This is a genomic window from Haloferax profundi (genome assembly GCF_001469865.1).
Lineage (GTDB): Archaea > Halobacteriota > Halobacteria > Halobacteriales > Haloferacaceae > Haloferax > Haloferax profundi.
In genome coordinates this window covers 20679-37714 of the sequence record NZ_LOPV01000297.1, presented here as the reverse complement: position 1 = coordinate 37714, position 17036 = coordinate 20679, and the positions used below count along the sequence as shown (strand labels likewise).

The 17036-nt window shown below is 63.8% G+C and carries 17 protein-coding genes; 8 read left to right on the top strand and 9 right to left on the bottom strand.

From position 1 onward, the window contains the following. Positions 1–30: 30 nt before the first annotated feature. The 3 genes from AUR66_RS12580 to AUR66_RS12570 all read left to right on the top strand — a co-directional run bounded on the left by AUR66_RS12580 (position 31) and on the right by AUR66_RS12570 (position 2713). Positions 31–624: an NfeD family protein gene (locus tag AUR66_RS12580; protein ID WP_058572706.1), complete on the top strand. Its 594-nt coding sequence runs from the start codon at positions 31–33 to the stop codon at positions 622–624. A gap of 105 nt (positions 625–729) precedes the next feature. Further along, entirely contained in the window at positions 730–1980 is a 1251-nt protein-coding gene (locus AUR66_RS12575) for an SPFH domain-containing protein (protein WP_058572705.1), read from the top strand. A gap of 118 nt (positions 1981–2098) precedes the next feature. Beyond that, entirely contained in the window at positions 2099–2713 is a 615-nt protein-coding gene (locus tag AUR66_RS12570; protein ID WP_058572704.1) for a winged helix-turn-helix transcriptional regulator, read from the top strand. Between the two features lie 188 nt (positions 2714–2901). On the opposite strand, the gene AUR66_RS12565 is transcribed toward AUR66_RS12570, so the two are convergent. Continuing rightward, a complete protein-coding gene (locus tag AUR66_RS12565; RefSeq protein ID WP_058572703.1) occupies positions 2902–3171 on the bottom strand; it encodes a DUF7123 family protein in 270 nt (89 codons plus the stop codon). Positions 3172–3416: 245 nt separating this feature from the next. Between AUR66_RS12565 and aglD the strand changes: the two genes are divergently transcribed. Further along, on the top strand, positions 3417–5285 hold the full coding sequence (gene aglD / locus AUR66_RS12560; RefSeq protein WP_058572702.1) for a flippase domain-containing glycosyltransferase AglD: 1869 nt from the start codon (positions 3417–3419) through the stop codon (positions 5283–5285). Between the two features lie 13 nt (positions 5286–5298). Here aglD and yjjX read toward each other — a convergent pair whose 3' ends face one another. Further along, complete coding sequence (gene yjjX / locus AUR66_RS12555) at positions 5299–5826, bottom strand: inosine/xanthosine triphosphatase (RefSeq protein WP_058572701.1); 528 nt, start codon at positions 5824–5826, stop codon at positions 5299–5301. Between the two features lie 21 nt (positions 5827–5847). Beyond that, the gene (locus AUR66_RS12550; RefSeq protein ID WP_058572700.1) at positions 5848–6633 is read right to left on the bottom strand and encodes a helical backbone metal receptor; all 786 of its coding nucleotides are present in this window, start codon (positions 6631–6633) and stop codon (positions 5848–5850) included. 243 nt (positions 6634–6876) lie between these two features. On the opposite strand from AUR66_RS12550, the gene AUR66_RS12545 reads away from it, so the two are divergent. From AUR66_RS12545 to AUR66_RS12530, 4 genes are all read left to right on the top strand, one after another. Then, entirely contained in the window at positions 6877–7884 is a 1008-nt protein-coding gene (locus AUR66_RS12545; RefSeq protein WP_058572699.1) for a transcription initiation factor IIB, read from the top strand. 155 nt (positions 7885–8039) lie between these two features. Next, positions 8040–9152, top strand: coding sequence for a DNA-methyltransferase (locus AUR66_RS12540; RefSeq protein ID WP_058572698.1), 1113 nt, complete (start codon positions 8040–8042; stop codon positions 9150–9152). A gap of 86 nt (positions 9153–9238) precedes the next feature. Beyond that, positions 9239–9934, top strand: a complete 696-nt coding sequence (locus tag AUR66_RS12535) for a type I 3-dehydroquinate dehydratase (protein WP_058572697.1) — start codon at positions 9239–9241, stop codon at positions 9932–9934. A gap of 27 nt (positions 9935–9961) precedes the next feature. Further along, positions 9962–10357: a DUF7575 domain-containing protein gene (locus AUR66_RS12530; RefSeq protein ID WP_058572696.1), complete on the top strand. Its 396-nt coding sequence runs from the start codon at positions 9962–9964 to the stop codon at positions 10355–10357. Positions 10358–10390: 33 nt separating this feature from the next. Here AUR66_RS12530 and AUR66_RS12525 read toward each other — a convergent pair whose 3' ends face one another. The 6 genes from AUR66_RS12525 to trpC form a co-directional block, all read right to left on the bottom strand. Then, positions 10391–11566 carry a 3-dehydroquinate synthase II gene (locus AUR66_RS12525; protein ID WP_058572695.1) on the bottom strand — a complete coding sequence of 392 codons (1176 nt, stop codon included), beginning with the start codon at positions 11564–11566 and terminating at the stop codon, positions 10391–10393. 1141 nt (positions 11567–12707) lie between these two features. Then, positions 12708–13127 carry a methylated-DNA--[protein]-cysteine S-methyltransferase gene (locus AUR66_RS12520; RefSeq protein ID WP_058572694.1) on the bottom strand — a complete coding sequence of 140 codons (420 nt, stop codon included), beginning with the start codon at positions 13125–13127 and terminating at the stop codon, positions 12708–12710. Positions 13128–13226: 99 nt separating this feature from the next. Beyond that, positions 13227–14027 carry a 2-amino-3,7-dideoxy-D-threo-hept-6-ulosonate synthase gene (locus AUR66_RS12515; RefSeq protein ID WP_058572693.1) on the bottom strand — a complete coding sequence of 267 codons (801 nt, stop codon included), beginning with the start codon at positions 14025–14027 and terminating at the stop codon, positions 13227–13229. A 24-nt stretch (positions 14028–14051) separates the two neighbouring features. After that, complete coding sequence (trpA, locus tag AUR66_RS12510; protein ID WP_058572692.1) at positions 14052–14978, bottom strand: tryptophan synthase subunit alpha; 927 nt, start codon at positions 14976–14978, stop codon at positions 14052–14054. Continuing rightward, on the bottom strand, positions 14978–16240 hold the full coding sequence (trpB, locus tag AUR66_RS12505) for a tryptophan synthase subunit beta (RefSeq protein ID WP_058572691.1): 1263 nt from the start codon (positions 16238–16240) through the stop codon (positions 14978–14980). Before trpB ends, trpA begins: the two co-directional genes overlap by 1 nt. Continuing rightward, on the bottom strand, positions 16237–16998 hold the full coding sequence (gene trpC / locus AUR66_RS12500) for an indole-3-glycerol phosphate synthase (RefSeq protein WP_058572690.1): 762 nt from the start codon (positions 16996–16998) through the stop codon (positions 16237–16239). Before trpC ends, trpB begins: the two co-directional genes overlap by 4 nt. Positions 16999–17036: the final 38 nt, after the last annotated feature.

Below are 17036 nucleotides of genomic sequence, written 5' to 3'. Positions count from 1 at the left end.
TCTTAATCGGACGACGACCCTAGAGTCTCTATGGCATACCCGCCGTTCCCGTTGCAGTTCGACCTCATCGGACCCGAGACACTTCCATTGCTCTTGGTCCTCGCCGGACTCGGTCTCTCTCTGGCCGAAGCGATGGCACCCGGTGCGCACTTCGTGGTCCTCGGTGTCGCCCTCCTCGCCGCGGGTCTCATCGGTCTCCTCATCGGCCCGTTTGCGACACCGCTCGTCCTCGGCGTCCTCGTCTTCGGATTCGGTGCCCTCGCGCTGTACGGGTACCGCGAATTCGACCTGTACGGTGGCAAAGGAGAGGGGAAGACGAGCGATTCGTCGGCGCTGAAAGGAAAGACTGGTCGAGTCACAGAACGCGTCACGCCGACCGACGGCGAGGTAAAACTCGACGAAGGCGGGTTCAACCCCTACTACGCCGCCCGGTCGGTCCACGGGGACCTCGAAGTCGGGAGCGAGGTGGTCGTCGTCGACCCCGGCGGCGGTAACGTCGTCACCGTCGAAGGAATCGGACCTGGTGAGGACGAAATCGACCGCGAACTCGCCAGAGAACGGGCACGTCGCCGACGAGAACAGGCAGAACGCGAGCGCGAAGCAGAAGACGCAGAGCGGGCATAACACCGATTCGAACGTCGCACCCCTCGCGTCGGGCTTGGAAAAACCGTCAGACGTGACTGCTATGGTACACGAATACTTATCATACGGCCAACCCTAGACGGGCTTATGGACCTTATTGCCCTCCAGCTGGGACTCGAACTCGGGGGTGCCGTCGCAGGCCTCCTCGTGCTCGTCCTCGCGGTGGTCACGGTGTACCAGATGGTGGAGATCGTGGACGCCTACGAGAAGAAGGCGCTCACGGTCTTCGGGGAGTACCGACGACTCCTCGAACCGGGTATCAACTTCATCCCACCGTTCGTCTCTCGGACCTACGCGTTCGACATGCGGACGCAGACGCTCGACGTGCCACGGCAGGAGGCAATCACCCGCGACAACTCGCCAGTGACCGCCGACGCCGTCGTCTACATCAAAGTCATGGACGCCAAGAAGGCGTTCCTCGAAGTCGACGACTACAAGCGCGCCGTCTCCAACCTCGCGCAGACGACGCTCCGTGCAGTCCTCGGCGACATGGAACTCGACGACACGCTCAACAAGCGACAGGAGATCAACGCGCGAATCCGCAAGGAACTGGACGAACCCACCGACGAGTGGGGTGTCCGCGTGGAATCCGTCGAAGTCCGCGAAGTCAACCCGAGCGCCGACGTGCAGCAGGCGATGGAGCAACAGACCTCCGCCGAGCGCCGTCGCCGTGCCATGATTCTCGAAGCGCAGGGTGAGCGTCGCTCCGCCGTCGAGAAGGCAGAGGGTGAAAAGCAGTCGAACATCATCCGCGCGCAAGGTGAAAAGCAGTCGCAGATTCTCGAAGCGCAGGGTGACGCCATCTCGACCGTTCTGCGTGCGAAGTCCGCCGAGTCGATGGGTGAGCGTGCTATCATCGACAAAGGCATGGAGACGCTCGAACGCATCGGACAGGGCGAGTCGACGACGTTCGTCCTCCCGCAGGAACTCACGTCGCTGCTCGGCCGGTACGGCAAGCAACTGACGGGTTCCGACGTACAGGACGCCGAGGGCCTCACCAGTCAGGCGTTCGACGAAGAGACGCGCGAACTCATCGGACTGGACGATATCGAGGAGATTCTCGGCCAAATCGACCAGGCCGCCGAGATGGACGTCGAACAACTCGAACAGGAAGCAGAGGCCATCAAGGCCGGTGCCGAAGTCAACGACATCAAATCGCCCGACGAGGTCATCGCCGAGGCAGACGAGGAAGAAGAGCCTATCAAGTCCTCCGACGAAGTCGTCGCGGAGTCTGACGAATCCGAGACTGTCTCGGCCACGGAAGTGTCCAACGGGGAGCAGAACGACGCCGACGCCGACGAAGAGTCAGAGATGACCTTCGAGAAGGACCTCGAATAGGCGACGCCGACACTCGCGCAGTCCCCGCGCCGACCCGTCGCATTCGATGACAGTCGTGGTATCAGACCACAAACATCCCGAAGCGCTTTTCTTAGGGCCATCTCGTATGTGGAGGTAGATGTCGAATCGCCGGATAGACGACGACAAGCGTGCGACCCTTCGTCGGTTCGCTGCACTCGGTGCCGCGACACCGCTCGTGGGACTCGGGAAACGCGACGACGACGAGTCGGGGTCGAGCGACGCACGTGACGCGATTGTCGGGTACGTCGCCTCCACGCCGGGTGCGCACTTCTCGAAGGTACGCGACGAGTTGAAGTTGGGTACTGGTGAGACACAGTACCACCTCCGAACCCTCGTCGACGCTGGCACGCTGGAAGTCCGTCGTGACGGTGACTACAAGCGGTTCTTCCCCGCCGGGCGATTCTCCGAGTTCGAACAGACCGCACTGGGTTACCTCCGCCGAGACACACCGCGTGGGATGCTCGTCCACCTCCTTCGCGACCCAGACACCACCGGGAGCAAACTCGCAGACAAACTCGGCGTCTCCCGAGCGACGGTGAGTACCTACGCGAAGGAACTCGACGCAGTCGGACTGCTGTCTCGTGAAGATGGCTATGCCGTTCGCGAACCCGAGACGGTCATCACACTCTTGATTCGCTACGCCGACTCCTTCGGTGCCGACGCGGCATCGTTCGCCGACGACGCCGCCGGGTTGATTCGGTTCGACCCCTGAAGCGGTCGGGCGGTGAGAGACTACCTCGATTCTCCGATTATTTCGCTCCCCCGTACAGAGAACACTGAGAGCGAGCGACGCTACTCACGAAGTCGTGCTCTGAAAAGGAGGTGAATGCCAGGGGGAACGCGCGGGGGGAGACACGGCGTTCCGGGGGCGCGTGAGGGTCGTGTGTCGTCAGCGGGGTCTCAGACTGTAACTTTCCACGTCGTGCCCGACGAGTACCCCCACTTCTCGACGGTCACGTCGAACTCGCCGTCGAGAATCGGGCGCATGTTCGCGCCGACTTCCTTCGCCGAGAGGTCGAGGTCTTCGGCGATGAGGCGGGATTTGAAGTACATCTGTGAGTCCGCGTTGCGGCGGAGGTACTCGAGGATGCGACGTTGTTTCTCGGAGAGGGAACTGCCGGTGTCGAGGACGTCCCCCTCGACTGCGGTCGTGGTGGCGGTCGTGCTCATACATCCACAAAGTAGTGAGATGCCTATCAGGGGTTTGGTACGCGAGGTTAACACGCCGTCGTCTGTCGATTTTGTCGATGAAACAGCGCTTCGGCAGAGGCGTCCGACCCGTCGCAGGTACGGTTAGCTAACAGCCACGTAAGTCGAACACTCCCGATTAAGGGACGGTCGAACGCGTCCCGCGAACAGACACTCAACGACGCGAGACAGAAAATTCATACGCGGAAAGCGGCCATACCACCACAATGGGTCGCCCGACAGACCGACGCTCGGTCACCGCCCCCTCGACCGGCGTCGAAGTGAGCGTCGTCCTCCCCGCCTACAACGAAGAGCGGACCATCGAGAACACGGTCACCGTGACAGTGGAGACGCTCGAATCGTTCCTCCCGAACGACGCCTTCGAGGTCATCGTCGCCGAAGACGGGTGCGACGACCGGACTCCTGAAATCGCCACCCGGATGGCGTCCGAAGACGAGCGGATTCGCCACTATCACAGCGACGAACGACTCGGCCGCGGCGGCGCACTCGAACGCGCGTTCGACGCCGCCCACGGCGAGACACTCGTCTACTTCGACACGGACCTCGCGACGGATATGCGACACCTCGAAGAGTTGGTCGAACGTGTCCGTTCGGGCGAGTACGACGTCGCAACCGGGTCGCGCTGGATGCCAGAACACGTCGCCAAACGCCCGGCCAAACGCGGGTTCCCGAGTCAAGTTTACAACGGCCTCGTCCGGTTCTTCCTTCGGTCGGACCTCCGTGACCACCAGTGTGGCTTCAAGGCGTTCAGCAGAACCGCGTTCGTGACGCTCCGCGACGACGTCGAGGACAACCACTGGTTCTGGGACACCGAGATGCTCGTCCGCGCGCAACGCGCCGGCCTCCGCGTCGCCGAGTTCCCAGTCGATTGGGAGCCAAAGGGTGACACGAAAGTCGACCTAGTTCGCGACATCCTCGGGATGGGGAGCCAGATTATGCGCACGTGGTGGCAACTCTCGGTCCGCCCGCGCATCACCCAGCGGGTGACTATCGCCGCCGGGTTACTCCTCACGCTCGTCGCCGTGGCACTGATGACGCTCTACATCGACCCCTCTGAGGTCCTGTCCGTCCTCGGAGAGGCGAATCCCGCACTCGTCGCGGCGGCAGCAGGTATCTACGTCCTCTCGTGGCCACTTCGGGGCGTTCGCTACCGCGACATCCTCCGCGAACTCGGCTACCACGAGAAGGCGGGGTTCCTCACCGGCGCTATCTTCATCAGTCAGACAGGGAACCTCGTGTTCCCCGCTCGCGCGGGCGACGCCGTGCGTGCGTACGTGGTGAAGGCACGACGTGGTATCCCGTATCCGTCAGGCTTCGCCTCTCTCGCCGTCGAGCGCGTCTTCGACCTGCTCACGATTGCCGGCCTCGCAGGGGCCGTCCTCGTCGGCCTCGCCGCGACTGGCGGCCTCGCCGACATCGCGAACGTCCTCGCGACTGGTGTGAGCGGTGGGTCCGTCGACGTCTCTGCAGACGACGTGCGAACCGTCGCCTACGTCGCAACCGGCGTCGGCCTCGTCGCCATCGCGGGCGTCATCGGTATCGCACTCTCTGCCCGCGCCGACCGAAACTTCGTCCGCGCGTTCGTCGGGCGATTCTCGTCGGACTCGTACGTGGAGTACGTCGTCGACATCATCGAGCAGTTCGTCTCCGACCTCCAGGCCGTCGCCGGCAACCGCACCGCGTTCAGCCTCGTCGGACTGTCGAGTCTCGCCGTCTGGACTATCGACGTGGTGACAGCTATCGTCGTCCTCTACGCTCTCGGCGTCGACATCGACCCCGTCGTCCTCGTCGGCGTCTCCTTCTTCGCCGTGAGTGTTGGGAACCTCGCCAAGGTGCTCCCGCTCTCGCCGGGCGGCGTCGGCCTCTACGAAATCGCCTTCACCGTGTTCATGGCCGCACTCGCACCGGTCGCACCGGCGACTGCGCTCGCGGCGGCAGTCCTCGACCACGCCGTGAAGAACGCCGTCACGCTCGTCGGCGGCGTCGTGTCGATGCTCTCGCTCAACGTCTCGCTGACGACGGCAGTCGAAGAGAGCGCCGACGTACGCGAACGCGAGTTCGTCGAGTCAGAATAGCCGCTGTCCGTCGTTACTGGGGCCTGTACAGGTCGCTCCGAATCGGCGAGAGTGCGGCCGTCACCGCCGATTCGAGCGCGTCCGTTCGAGTGATTCGACCCTCGGAGAACGCACCTGCGGCACCCTCGTTCTTCGCGATGTCGTCGGTTCCGAGAACCTCGTCCATCACCGGACCGAGTTCCTCGCCAGCGCGAATTCTGTCGGCGATGCGGTCGGGAAGCGGGAACGTCGGGCCAGCACCCCGGCCCACTCGCTCGCCGTCGGTCACGGCGGCCCACATGATGAGGTAGAGTTCGTCTTCCGAGTCGTCACTCGACGGGACGGCGGCGACGCCACCTTCGATACCGACGCCGAGGTCGTAGTCTCCCGAGTCGAACGCCCGGCGCGCGCGAGTGACCGCGCCGGCGATAGTCTCGTCGTGCCCGACCGGTTGCTCCGAGACGCCCGACTCGACGGCCACTGCCGCCACGCTGGCGTGGGGGACGGCCCGTTCGACTGCACGCCGCTTCACTGGGTTGCCGCTTCCAACCGCGATGTCCATGTCGTCAGAGGACGCGTGCGGTCATATCCTTCCATCGGATTCCGTCTGCGAGGAGGACCATGGGTCGGGGAGGGCAACGTCCGAGTGGAAACACCGTGCGAGGCGGTCGATACCGTCCATCAGTGCGGGACTCGGTTGGTTGAGAAGCGAGTCGTCGACGGCGTGAACGTCGGCGTCGACGTCCCACTGTCGAGCCTCGAACGCTTCGGGGTCACCGCGCTCACCCTTCCCGCACGGGTGGAGGACGACGTGGTCTGGGTCGGCGGCGACGACGGCGTCGGCGGAGATTTCACGCGACCGTTCGCCGGCGTCGACGAACGGATACGACCCACCCGCCACCCGGACAACGTCGGGGACCCAGTTTCCGGCCGCCATCGGCGGGTCGGTCCACTCTTCGCAGTAGACTGTCGGACGAGATGCGTCCGCGACTGCCGCCCTAACTGCGTCGAGGTGGGACCGGCAGTCGTCGGCGAGTGCAGTTCCCGCGTCCGCGTCGCCGGCGACGGCACAGATTGTAGGGAACGTCTCGAACACCTCGCTGAGCGTCGTCGGCGCGACGTGACACACGTCGAATCCGCGCTCGCGCGCCTCGTCAGCGACGTCCTGCTGGAGGTCGTCACAGGTACAGAGGACGTCTGCGTCGAGTGCGTTGATTCGGTCGAAGTCGGGGTTCAACCAGCCGCCGACTGCGGGGCGGTCCAGTGGCGAGTGGACGGTCGTCGCCACGACGTGAGAGTCGAGTCCAGCGGCGACGAGAGTTGCCGTCGAACTCGGGGCGAGTGAGACGACGCGGGGCGAGTCGGCCATGGGTACACGTCACGACGTACCTGCGTGAAAAATATGTATCGCGTCGCTTCGTTCGGGAGCAGACTGGAGTTCGGAGGAGAAGTCTATTGGCCCGTGTGCGGGGCGCTCACATGCAAAATTAGCCAAATCTGCGGACGATACCAAACCATTTATGCAGTCGTCTGCGGTCGTGAGTGTTACGGACAGCATCCGGGTTCTAGCCGCCTCTACCCACCCCTTCCCGGAGCACCCGCCGTCGTATACATGAGCGAACGAATCTGGACCCGAAACCCCGGCGCAAAGCAGCGAGAAGACAACCAGCGAAACGGCCGACAGGAGACCGAATCCGAATCCGAGACCACGAAAGGAGACTCCCTGCAGTGTCCCGAGTGCGGCGGTCACGTCGTCACCGACGACGAACACGGTGAGACCGTCTGTAACGACTGTGGCCTCGTCGTCACCGCCGACTCCGTCGACCGCGGCCCAGAGTGGCGCGCGTTCGACGCCCGTGAGAAGGACGAGAAGTCCCGCGTCGGTGCCCCGACGACCAACACGATGCACGACAAGGGTCTGTCGACCAACATCGACTGGCGTGACCGCGACGCGTACGGGAACTCCCTCGGTGCTCGCCAGCGCCAGAAGATGCAGCGTCTCCGCAAGTGGAACGAGCGCTTCCGCACCCGCGACTCCAAAGAGCGCAACCTGAAGCAGGCACTCGGCGAAATCGACCGCATGGCCTCGGCGCTCGGCCTCCCCGAGAACGTCCGCGAGACGGCCTCGGTCATCTACCGCCGCGCACTCGACGACGACCTGCTCCCCGGTCGCTCCATCGAGGGCGTCGCTACCTCTTGTACCTACGCCGCCGCCCGCATGGCCGGCGTCCCCCGCTCTCTCGACGAGATTGCAGAAGTCTCTCGCGTCGAGAAGAGCGAAGTCGCCCGCACGTACCGCTACATCGCGCGCGAACTCTCGCTCGAAGTCAAGCCCGCAGACCCCGAGCAGTACGTCCCCCGGTTCGCCAGCGAACTCGGCCTCTCGGACGAGTCGAAGATGCGCGCGCGCAAACTCCTGAAGAACGCGAAGGAAAAGGGCGTCCACTCAGGCAAGTCGCCGGTCGGCCTCGCCGCCGCCGCCGTCTACGCTGCTGCACTCCTCACCAACGAGAAGACGACGCAAGCCGCCGTCAGCGACGTCGCAGACATCTCTGAAGTCACCATCCGCAACCGCTACCACGAACTCCTCGAAGCAGAGGAGAACCTCGGACTCGTCTGAATCGACGACGCTCCCGACGGCGCGTGGAGACGACTGCTGTACGTTTCGGTTATTCGACCCCCAGCGACAGCGCCGGGTGATGGCTCACTCTGCGCGCGGCAGGCGAACTGGTCGGTGGGGGAAACATTTTGTCGTCGGGTGAACACCACTCTACGATGCGCACGGAACACGCCCTCTGCGTGGGCGACGCCGCTGACAGTGGACTCGCCGACGGGAGCGTGGACCTCGTCGTCACCTCGCCGCCGTATCCCATGATAGAGATGTGGGACGACCTCTTTTCGGCACGTGACGAGGGCGTAGCCCGTGCCCTCACGGCGGGCGACGGCGACGCCGCCTTCGAGTCGATGCACGAGCAACTAGACGCGGTGTGGGACGAAGTCGAACGCGTCCTCGCGCCGGGCGGTATCGCGTGTGTGAACGTCGGCGACGCGACGCGGAGTCTCGACGGGTCGTTTCGACAGTACCCCAACCACGCACGAATCCTCACGGCGCTTGCCGAACGCGGACTCGTTCCGCTCCCCGACGCCATCTGGCGAAAACCGACGAATCGACTGACGAAGTTCATGGGGTCGGGGACGCTCCCGCCAAACGCCTACGTCACGCTCGAACACGAGTACGTCCTCATCGTGCGAAAGGGAGACTCCCGGTCGTTTCCGCCGGGTGACGAGATGCGCTACGAGAGCGCCTTCTTCTGGGAGGAACGAAACCGCTGGTTCTCCGACCTCTGGGATTTCACCGGGACGGACCAACACCTCGACTCTGGCGCGCGAGAGCGCTCGGCGGCCTTCCCGGTCGAACTCCCACTGCGCTTGATTCGGATGTACTCCGTCTACGGTGACACCGTCTTCGACCCCTTCACTGGGACGGGGACGACGACGCTGGCGGCCATGCTCGCGGGGCGTAACTCGGTCGGCTACGACCTCGACGCCGACCTGATTCGGGCGTTCGAAGACCGAATCGAGGATATCGAAGCGCGCTCGCGAGAGGAAGTCGAGCGCCGACTCGACGCACACCGGGCGTTCGTCGCCGACAGAGACGACCGGCCGGCGTACGACGCCGAACACTACGACTTTCCCGTCGTCACGAAACAGGAACGCGAGATTCGACTGTACACTGTCTCGTCGGTCACGAAGTCACAGTCCGACGAGGACCGTGTGTTCACTGTCGAGCACGACCCACTCGACGCACCCACAGAGACCGACGTGGAGTCGACCCCGGTGAATTCGACGCCGGACGCCGTCTCCGAAGACGGACAGGCCACGGACTGACTGCTAACAGAACGACCCGACCGCCTCACGACGAGTCGATTGCGGACACGGACACCCCTTTAGTATCGGCCGACAGAGCAGAGAGTATGGACCTGTCGTTCGACTCGTTCGTCCTCGCGGCGAGTACCGCAGACTTGGCCGACGAACCGGCGGCCCGAGGTGTCGCGGACGCCGTCGAATTCCGGATGGACCTCGCAGACGACCCACTCGACGCGCTCGACGAGTACGACGGAGACCTGCCGATTCTGGCGACGAACCGTGCCGAGTGGGAAGGCGGTGAAGCCGACACCGCCGACGTCGACCGCCTCGACACCCTCGTCGCCGCCACCGAGTTCGACGCCGTCGCGGCCGTCGATATCGAGCTCGCCTGTCTCCGTGCAGACGTCGGCGCTGATGCCGCCGCCAGAGCACGGGCAGCGGGGGCGACAGTCGTCGCATCCGTCCACGACTTCGACCGGACGCCCGCCCGGACCGAACTCACCGACCTTCTCCACGAGGCGGCGACGCTCGGCGACGTTGGAAAACTCGCCGTCACCGCACACTCGAACGCCGACGCGCTTCGCCTCCTCGACGTGACTCGGGCGGCGACCGAGTGGGGTGATACGGTGGCGACCATGGCGATGGGCGAAGCAGGGAGACACACCCGCGCAGTCGCACCAGTCTACGGGTCGAAGATTGGGTACGCGCCCGTCGACCCTGCCGACGCCACCGCACCGGGACAGTACGACGTTCAGACACTTCGGTCGCTCGTGGCCGACCTGTCCAGCAATCCGGACGTTTAAATGTACAGACGTTGAGCCCAACGCACGATGCCAGACGCTCGTCGCCGCGCCGTCGTCGCCGCCCTCGTTGGCGTACTAGGCGCATCTCTCGGAATCGCTGGCGCTGGGCACGTCTACCTCCGGGAGTGGCGACGCGCAATCGCGTGGTTCACGTTCGTCCTCGGCGCGGGTCTCGTGTTGGTCTCGACGTTTTCGGACCCAGCGACGGCGTCTGTCGATTCGCTCCCGACAGAGGTGACGGTGCCCGTCGTGGCGCTGTTGTTCTTGAGTGCGCTGGACGCGTATCGCGTCGGGATGCGAATCCCCGGCCAGACCAAAGACGGCAAGCCGACCTGTCCGGTCTGTGGGGGCGAACTCGACCAGAGTCTCGACTTCTGTCCGTGGTGTGCGACCGAACTCGAGTGGCACTACGTCGAAGAATGACCGACTGCAGGTGTTCGAACCCGCCGGCGGGCGCTACTTCTCGATGATACTCTCTTCGACTGCTTCGCCGAAGTGTCGCGCCGTATCTTCGTAGTAGATGAGTAGTTCGTCGCCCGCTTCGAGGTCCGTGACCGCAGTCCGACCGTCTCGCGTGTGGACCTTGATGGTCTCGGCGTTCTGGAGGAGCGTCGTGATTCGGTCACCCTCGTAGTCGGCGGTGATGCGGAACATCGGCCGTTTTTCTATCTTCACGCGTCCGACGATTGCCTCGCGAGTGTGGCCGTTCTGGTCGACGATTTGGACCTCGTCACCACTCTCGAGTTCGGAGAGATACGTCGTGCCGCCGTCCGGCGTCCGAGCGTAGGCGTGGACCGCACCGGCGTTGACGCGGAACGGGCGGGAAGCGACGTACGGTGATTCGGCCGTCTCCGCGTGGACGAAGAAGAGACCACGTGACATCGACCCGACGAGCATGCCCTCGTCGTGTTCCATGAGCGACCCGGTATCGACGCAGACGCGGTCTGCCATGCCCGTGCGCTCGACTTCTTGGACTTCTGCCCAGACCAAATCGAGTCGCTCGCGTTCGGCCTCGTCACGAACCTCGCAGGTTCGGCGGATTTCGTCGGGGTTGTCGCTGTCGAGGAGGACGCCGTCGGCACCGATTTCGAGCGTCTCGAAGGCGGCTTGCGCCTCGTCGGCGCTCGTCACGCCGGCGATAAGGTCCGTCTCGTCGCCGATGCGCGCGATGAGGTTCTCCAGCGGGATGATAGTCCAGTCTTCGCCGACGACGATGGTGTAGTCACCGTCGTGAGCGGCCTCTTCGGCGAACGCTTCGTAGTCTTTGCTCAGGATGCGGACGTACGACCCATTGGTTCGGTCGTCGCCGCGGCGGAGCGTCGTCAGGTCTGCAGACCCAGAGAAGTCAGACGGAAGCTCGACGGTGCCGTCGCCCTCGCCATCCTTCCCGACGATGTAGGCGTCGGCGGACGGTTCGGGTTCGTCGTCTTCTTCTGCTTCCATCACGTGGACGTCCGCGTCCGTTCGGAACGCAGCGACCTTGACGTCACCGAGTTCGCGAACCTTCTCGACGTCGTCTTGGTCGACGAGGACCCAATCGACGCCCGCTTCGAGGCCTGCCGTGATGCGTCGCTTCCGCGTCTCCCAGTCGCCGACCGTATCGTCGGCTTTGAGCCAGACGCTTCGTGTCATTATCGACCAAACTCGGTGGGCAGGCTTGAACGTGGCGGATGAATCAACCGACAGCACGGCGTTTCGGGTGCACTCGACAGTTCCGGCGACGGTGCAATTTCGTATAGCGCCATATCATTTATAGCGTCGATATGGGACACAAACAGCCGATTCGGCGGCCCACAGCATCGGGAGTCGGTGTCGGCCTTCGGTTACGTGCCAGGTTCCATCGCATTTCGGGGGTTTGGACACGTGAAATCCACAGGTCAGGTAGTCCAGACTCGGAAGCAGCGGGGCACAGTATATCGATTGAGTGGACCGCCCCTAGCGGTCACCGTGTTATTGCGGCGACACCTACCTGAAAAATGGGCGACGGACCGAGACACCACAGAGTGCTACAACAGGTCGTCGTCGCGCAAACCGAGGTCTGCGTGAGTGTCAGTTTCCCTCTGCTCAGAGAATCGCGCCCTTCGACGCTCGACCCCGGGGGTAGACGCCGGGAAGAGGCACCTGCATAAACGGTGAATCTCGCTGTTGGAAGAAGTCGCTAGAGAACCTGCCCGACTCCACATCGAACGCTCGAGGTCACGCGAGTGACGGGGTGGTTCGACACCGAACTCTGATTTCGGAGCGCAACTACGAGTGTACCTTCCCCTCCGCACACCGAGAGGAACAAGAGTTAGCCGAGTATGTTCGGTGAGTCGGTCAGAACTGAAGAATCCTCGCCCACCGTCACCCGTTTTGATGCTGACCTCGCAGGACACCACGGTTGTGTGCTGAGACCCGACAATCGAGAGGGGGAACTCCAAGGGGCAATGGCGACATCGGCCCCCTCGACGCCCACCACGAGGTTGCGTGGGAGTACCAAGTGTTTCGACTACTCTGAAACACATCCTGCCGAACCGAGAAAGAACCAGACCTTCGACGACACGAGCGTTCCGCGAGATGAACGGCTATTCTCCCGTATTGGGCAGGTAGAACGCAATCCACCCGAGATTGTCGAAACGTCCCGAGCTAGTGATAAACCAAATAATGCGATATTAAATTGGCTCGGCGAAGAAATTCATCGAGTCTTCGATGACCGAGACGACAGTGGCCGTGCTACCGGCGCAAATACTGGGAAAATCCTGGCTCTACAGCGAGACACCAATCGAGTCGTAGTTCAGTAGAAGGCGTCGAGTCCCGTTTGCTCTGGGTCGTCTGCCGACTCGTGAGTGAGCAGTGCCTGCTTCAAATCGACGCCGCCAGCAGCAGAGAACCCACCGAGTGAGTCTGCCCCGACCACGCGATGACACGGGACGACCAGTGGAACGGGATTTCGACCACACGCTTGTCCAACCGCCACTGGGTGACTGTCGAGTTCGGCCGCAATATCGCCGTAGGTGCGCGTCTCTCCGTAGGGAATCGCCAGCATCGCCTTCATGACTTTGCCGGTGAACGAGTCTGGAATCTGGACCTCGGCGTCGAACGTCTGTCGCTCACCGAGTTCGTACTCCGCGAGTTGCGCCCGTAGGTCGTCTGGTGCTCCCTCGACCAGTCGCTCGTCGAGGTCCACGTCGAATCCCCACATCGTGACGTGCATCGGTCGTCTTTCGTGGCCGACCTATCTATGTGTGGCGTCCGCTCGAAACGGTCCGCGTCCGCGAAATCGTGACCCGTCCCTGAGAGTCGAAAAGAGAGGTTAGGCTTCGATACCGAGACCAGCGCGTTCGAGGGCCGTCTCGACGTCGGCGTCGTCGTGGATGACGGCGCTCACGGCGCGCGTGATTGCTTCGGGGTCGTCGTGCTGGAAGATGGACCGGCCCATCGAGACACCCGCGGCGCCGGCGTCCATCGTTCCGCGGACCATCTCGACAGTCTCACGGTCGGTGCCGCGACTGCCGCCGGCGATGACGACTGGGAGGCGCGTCGCCTCGACGACGCGACTGAAGGACTCTGGGTCGCCGCTGTAGGCCGTCTTGACGATATCTGCACCGACTTCCTCGGCGAGTCGGACGGCGTGGGCGAGGGCTTCGGGATCCTTCTCGTCGATACCGGGGCCACGGGCGTAGGCCATGGCGAGGACGGGGACACCGAAGTCAGCGGCGCGAGAACAGAGGTTTGCGAGTTGCGTCATCTGGTCGGGTTCGTACTCCGACCCGACGTTGATGTGGAACGAGACGGCGTCGGCACCGACGCGGAGGGCGTCTTCGACGGTGCCGGTGAGGCGTTTGTCTTCTTCGTCCGGGCCGATGACCGTCGAGCCATTGACGTGCACGATGTATCCTTTCCCGTTCTTGTTTGGGTGTACGCGGGGTGCTGTCCCCTTGTGTGTGAGGACGGCGTCCGCGCCGCCGCGTGTGATGCTGTCTATCGTCGATTCGATGTCCACGAGGCCTTTGACCGGGCCGAGTGTGATGCCGTGGTCCATCGGGACGATGAGGTATCGTCCGCCTGTGGAGATGCGTTCGAGTCGTGCCGAAATTCCAACGTCAGTGTTCATGTATGAGAAAGGGTGGCAGAGTAGTTATGTGCGTTCCGGATGCGGTGGGCGTTGCGAGGTTCCCGCCACTGCACCGTCTTTGAGTTCGCGGGCGAGCGATTCGAGGCGGTCTGCGACGGCTTCGGGGTCTGTTCCTCGTTCGTGACCCTGCGCCACGATGTCCACGAGGGCACTTCCGACGATGATGCCGTCGGCACCGCTTCGGACGATTCGCTCGGCGTGTTCACCGCTGCTGATTCCGAACCCGACGGCCTTGGGTACGTCGTATCCCGCCAACCGGTCGAGGGACGCACCGGTCTGGTCGGACACGTCCGTCTGCGCGCCCGTCGTGCCGAGGCGGGCCTGCACGTAGACGTATCCGGAGACTTGTTCCATCATGCGTTCGAGGCGTTCCCCGCGCGTCGTCGGCGCGACGATGAACACGAGGTCGAGGCCGAACTCGTCACACGCCTCACGCAGAGGGCCGGACTCCTCGGCGGGCAGGTCGGGGACGACGAGTCCTTCGATTCCCACGGAGGCCGCCTTCTCGACGAAGGGGCGGGGGCCTTTGCTCGCGGCTTCACCGTCGTCTCGCGGCTCTGCCGCTCGACAGTCTGCGGAGCTTCGCTCCGCACTACTCGCATCTGAGGTGCCTTGCGCCTCGCTCTCCCCGTACCGATAGATGAGGTTGTAGTAGGTCATACAGACCAGCGGCACCGACACGTCGAGGTCTTCGACGAACTCGAAGAACCGCGTCGGCGTCATGCCGCCTTCGAGTGACCGAACGACGGCGTTCTGGATGGTCGGTCCCTCCGCGATGGGTTCGGAGAAGGGGAGGCCGAGTTCGATGATGTCCGCACCGCCGCGTTCGAGTGCTTCGACGTATTCGAGCGACGACTCGTAGTCCGGGTCGCCGGCAGCGAGGTACGGGATGAACGCGGGGCCGTCGGCAAAGGCGTCTTCGAGCGACATCACAGGCCCCCCGTGAATTCGTCCATGTTCGGCGCGATGTCGATATCGCGCTCGTACGTCTCTTCGATAGCTGATTCGAGGTCCTTGTCCCCGCGCCCGGAGACGTTGACCACGACGAACTCACCGAGGCCGTCGTGTTCACCTGTCGCGTCTGGGCCTGCCACGCGTTCGAGGTAGCCGAATGCGTGTGCCGTCTCCAGCGCGGGGATGATTCCTTCCATCTGTGAGAGGCGGTGGAACGCAGTCAAGGCGTCGTCGTCACCGACGTTGACCGCAGTGACACGGCCGGTATCGACGAGGTAGGCGAGTTCCGGGCCGACGCCGGCGTAGTCGAGGCCAGAGGAGATAGAGTGCGACTCCATAATCTGGCCGTCGTGGTCCTGTAAGATGGTGGTTCGAGCGCCGTGGAGGATGCCCTCGCTCCCGGTAGTGAGGGAGGCGGAGTTGGGGGCAACACCCGCTTCTTCGTCGACGTCGAGCGTCGACCCGCCCGCCTCGACGGCGTAGAGTGCCGTCTCGTCGTCGTCGACGAACTCGGCGAACGCACCCATCGTGTTCGACCCGCCGCCGGCGCACGCGAGGACCGAGTCGGGGAGTCGACCCATCTTCTCGCGGGCCTGGGTCCGCGCTTCCTCGGAGATGACCGACTGGAAGTCGCGAACCATACTCGGGAACGGGTGGGGGCCGACGACGGACCCGATGACGTAGTGGGTGTCTTCGACGTTCGTCGCCCAGTCGCGCATCGTCTCCGAGATGGCCTCTTTGAGTGTCCCACGGCCGACGGTCACGGGGTTGACTTCGGAACCGTTGAGTTTCATCCGGAAGACGTTGGGGCGTTGGCGGTTGATGTCGCGTTCGCCCATGTAGATTTCACAGGGCACGTCGAGGTGCGCGCACGCCATCGCCGTCGCCGTCCCGTGTTGGCCGGCACCCGTCTCGGCGATGATGCGGTCTTTCCCCATGTACTTCGCGAGCAAGACCTGCCCGAGAGCGTTGTTGAGTTTGTGGGCCCCGCCGTGGACGAGGTCCTCGCGCTTGAGGTACACCTCGCGGTCGTATCGCTCCGAGAGACGGTCCGCACGTTGGAGCGGCGTGGGTCGCCCGCCGAACTCCCGGAGTCGCGTGCGGAACTCGTCCATGAACCCGTCTTCGTTCCCCAGGACGTATCGTTCGTACGCGTCTTCGAGTTCCTCGATGGCCGGCATCAGGGCCTCGGGAACGTACTGTCCGCCGTAGTCGCCGAATTTTCCGTCTGTACTCATGTTGGTGTGGAAAGAGCGTGTGTGTTCTGTCGCACGTCGCCGTCCATGATGGCCGTCCCGACGAGGAGGGCATCGGCACCGGCCTCGCGCATCCGCCGAACGTCGTCTGTGGTCTTCACGCCGCTCTCTGCGACGAGGAGCACGTCGTCGGGGACTTCGGGTGCGAGTTCTTCGAACGTGCCGAGGTCGACGTCGAGTTTGCCGAGGTCACGGTTGTTGATTCCGACGATGTCCGCACCCGCCGCGAGGGCCGCGACGAGTTCGTCGCGGGTGTGGACTTCGACGAGGGGTTGGAACCCGCGTTCGCGGGCCGCTTCGACGAGGTCTGAGAGGTCGTCACCAACGAACCGAGCGATGAGAAGCACGAGGTCAGATTCGACCGCGTCGAGTTGTTCCTCGCGCACGACGAAGTCCTTCCGGAGGACGGGAACGTCCACCGCGTCGCGAATACGGCGAAGCGAGTCGGTCGTTCCCCCGAAGTGTTCGGGTTCGGTGAGAACCGACAGCGCTGTCGCCCCGCCGGCGACCATCTCGCGGGCCAGTTCGACCGGGTCGTCGTCGCGGACACCCTCGGTCGTCGGACTGGTCGGTTTCACTTCGGCGATGACCGGGATTCGACCGTCGGCCACCGTCTCCTCGACGGCGTCAGGGAACGACCGCGCATCGACCGAGACGCGCGTGTCGCCGCCCGGTCGCTCCTGTGCGGCGTCTAAGATGGCACGCACTTCGGGAGCTAATTCGTCTCCGCTAGCGTTCATTGATGTACACTAACGAACTCATCTGTACATAAGGCTTG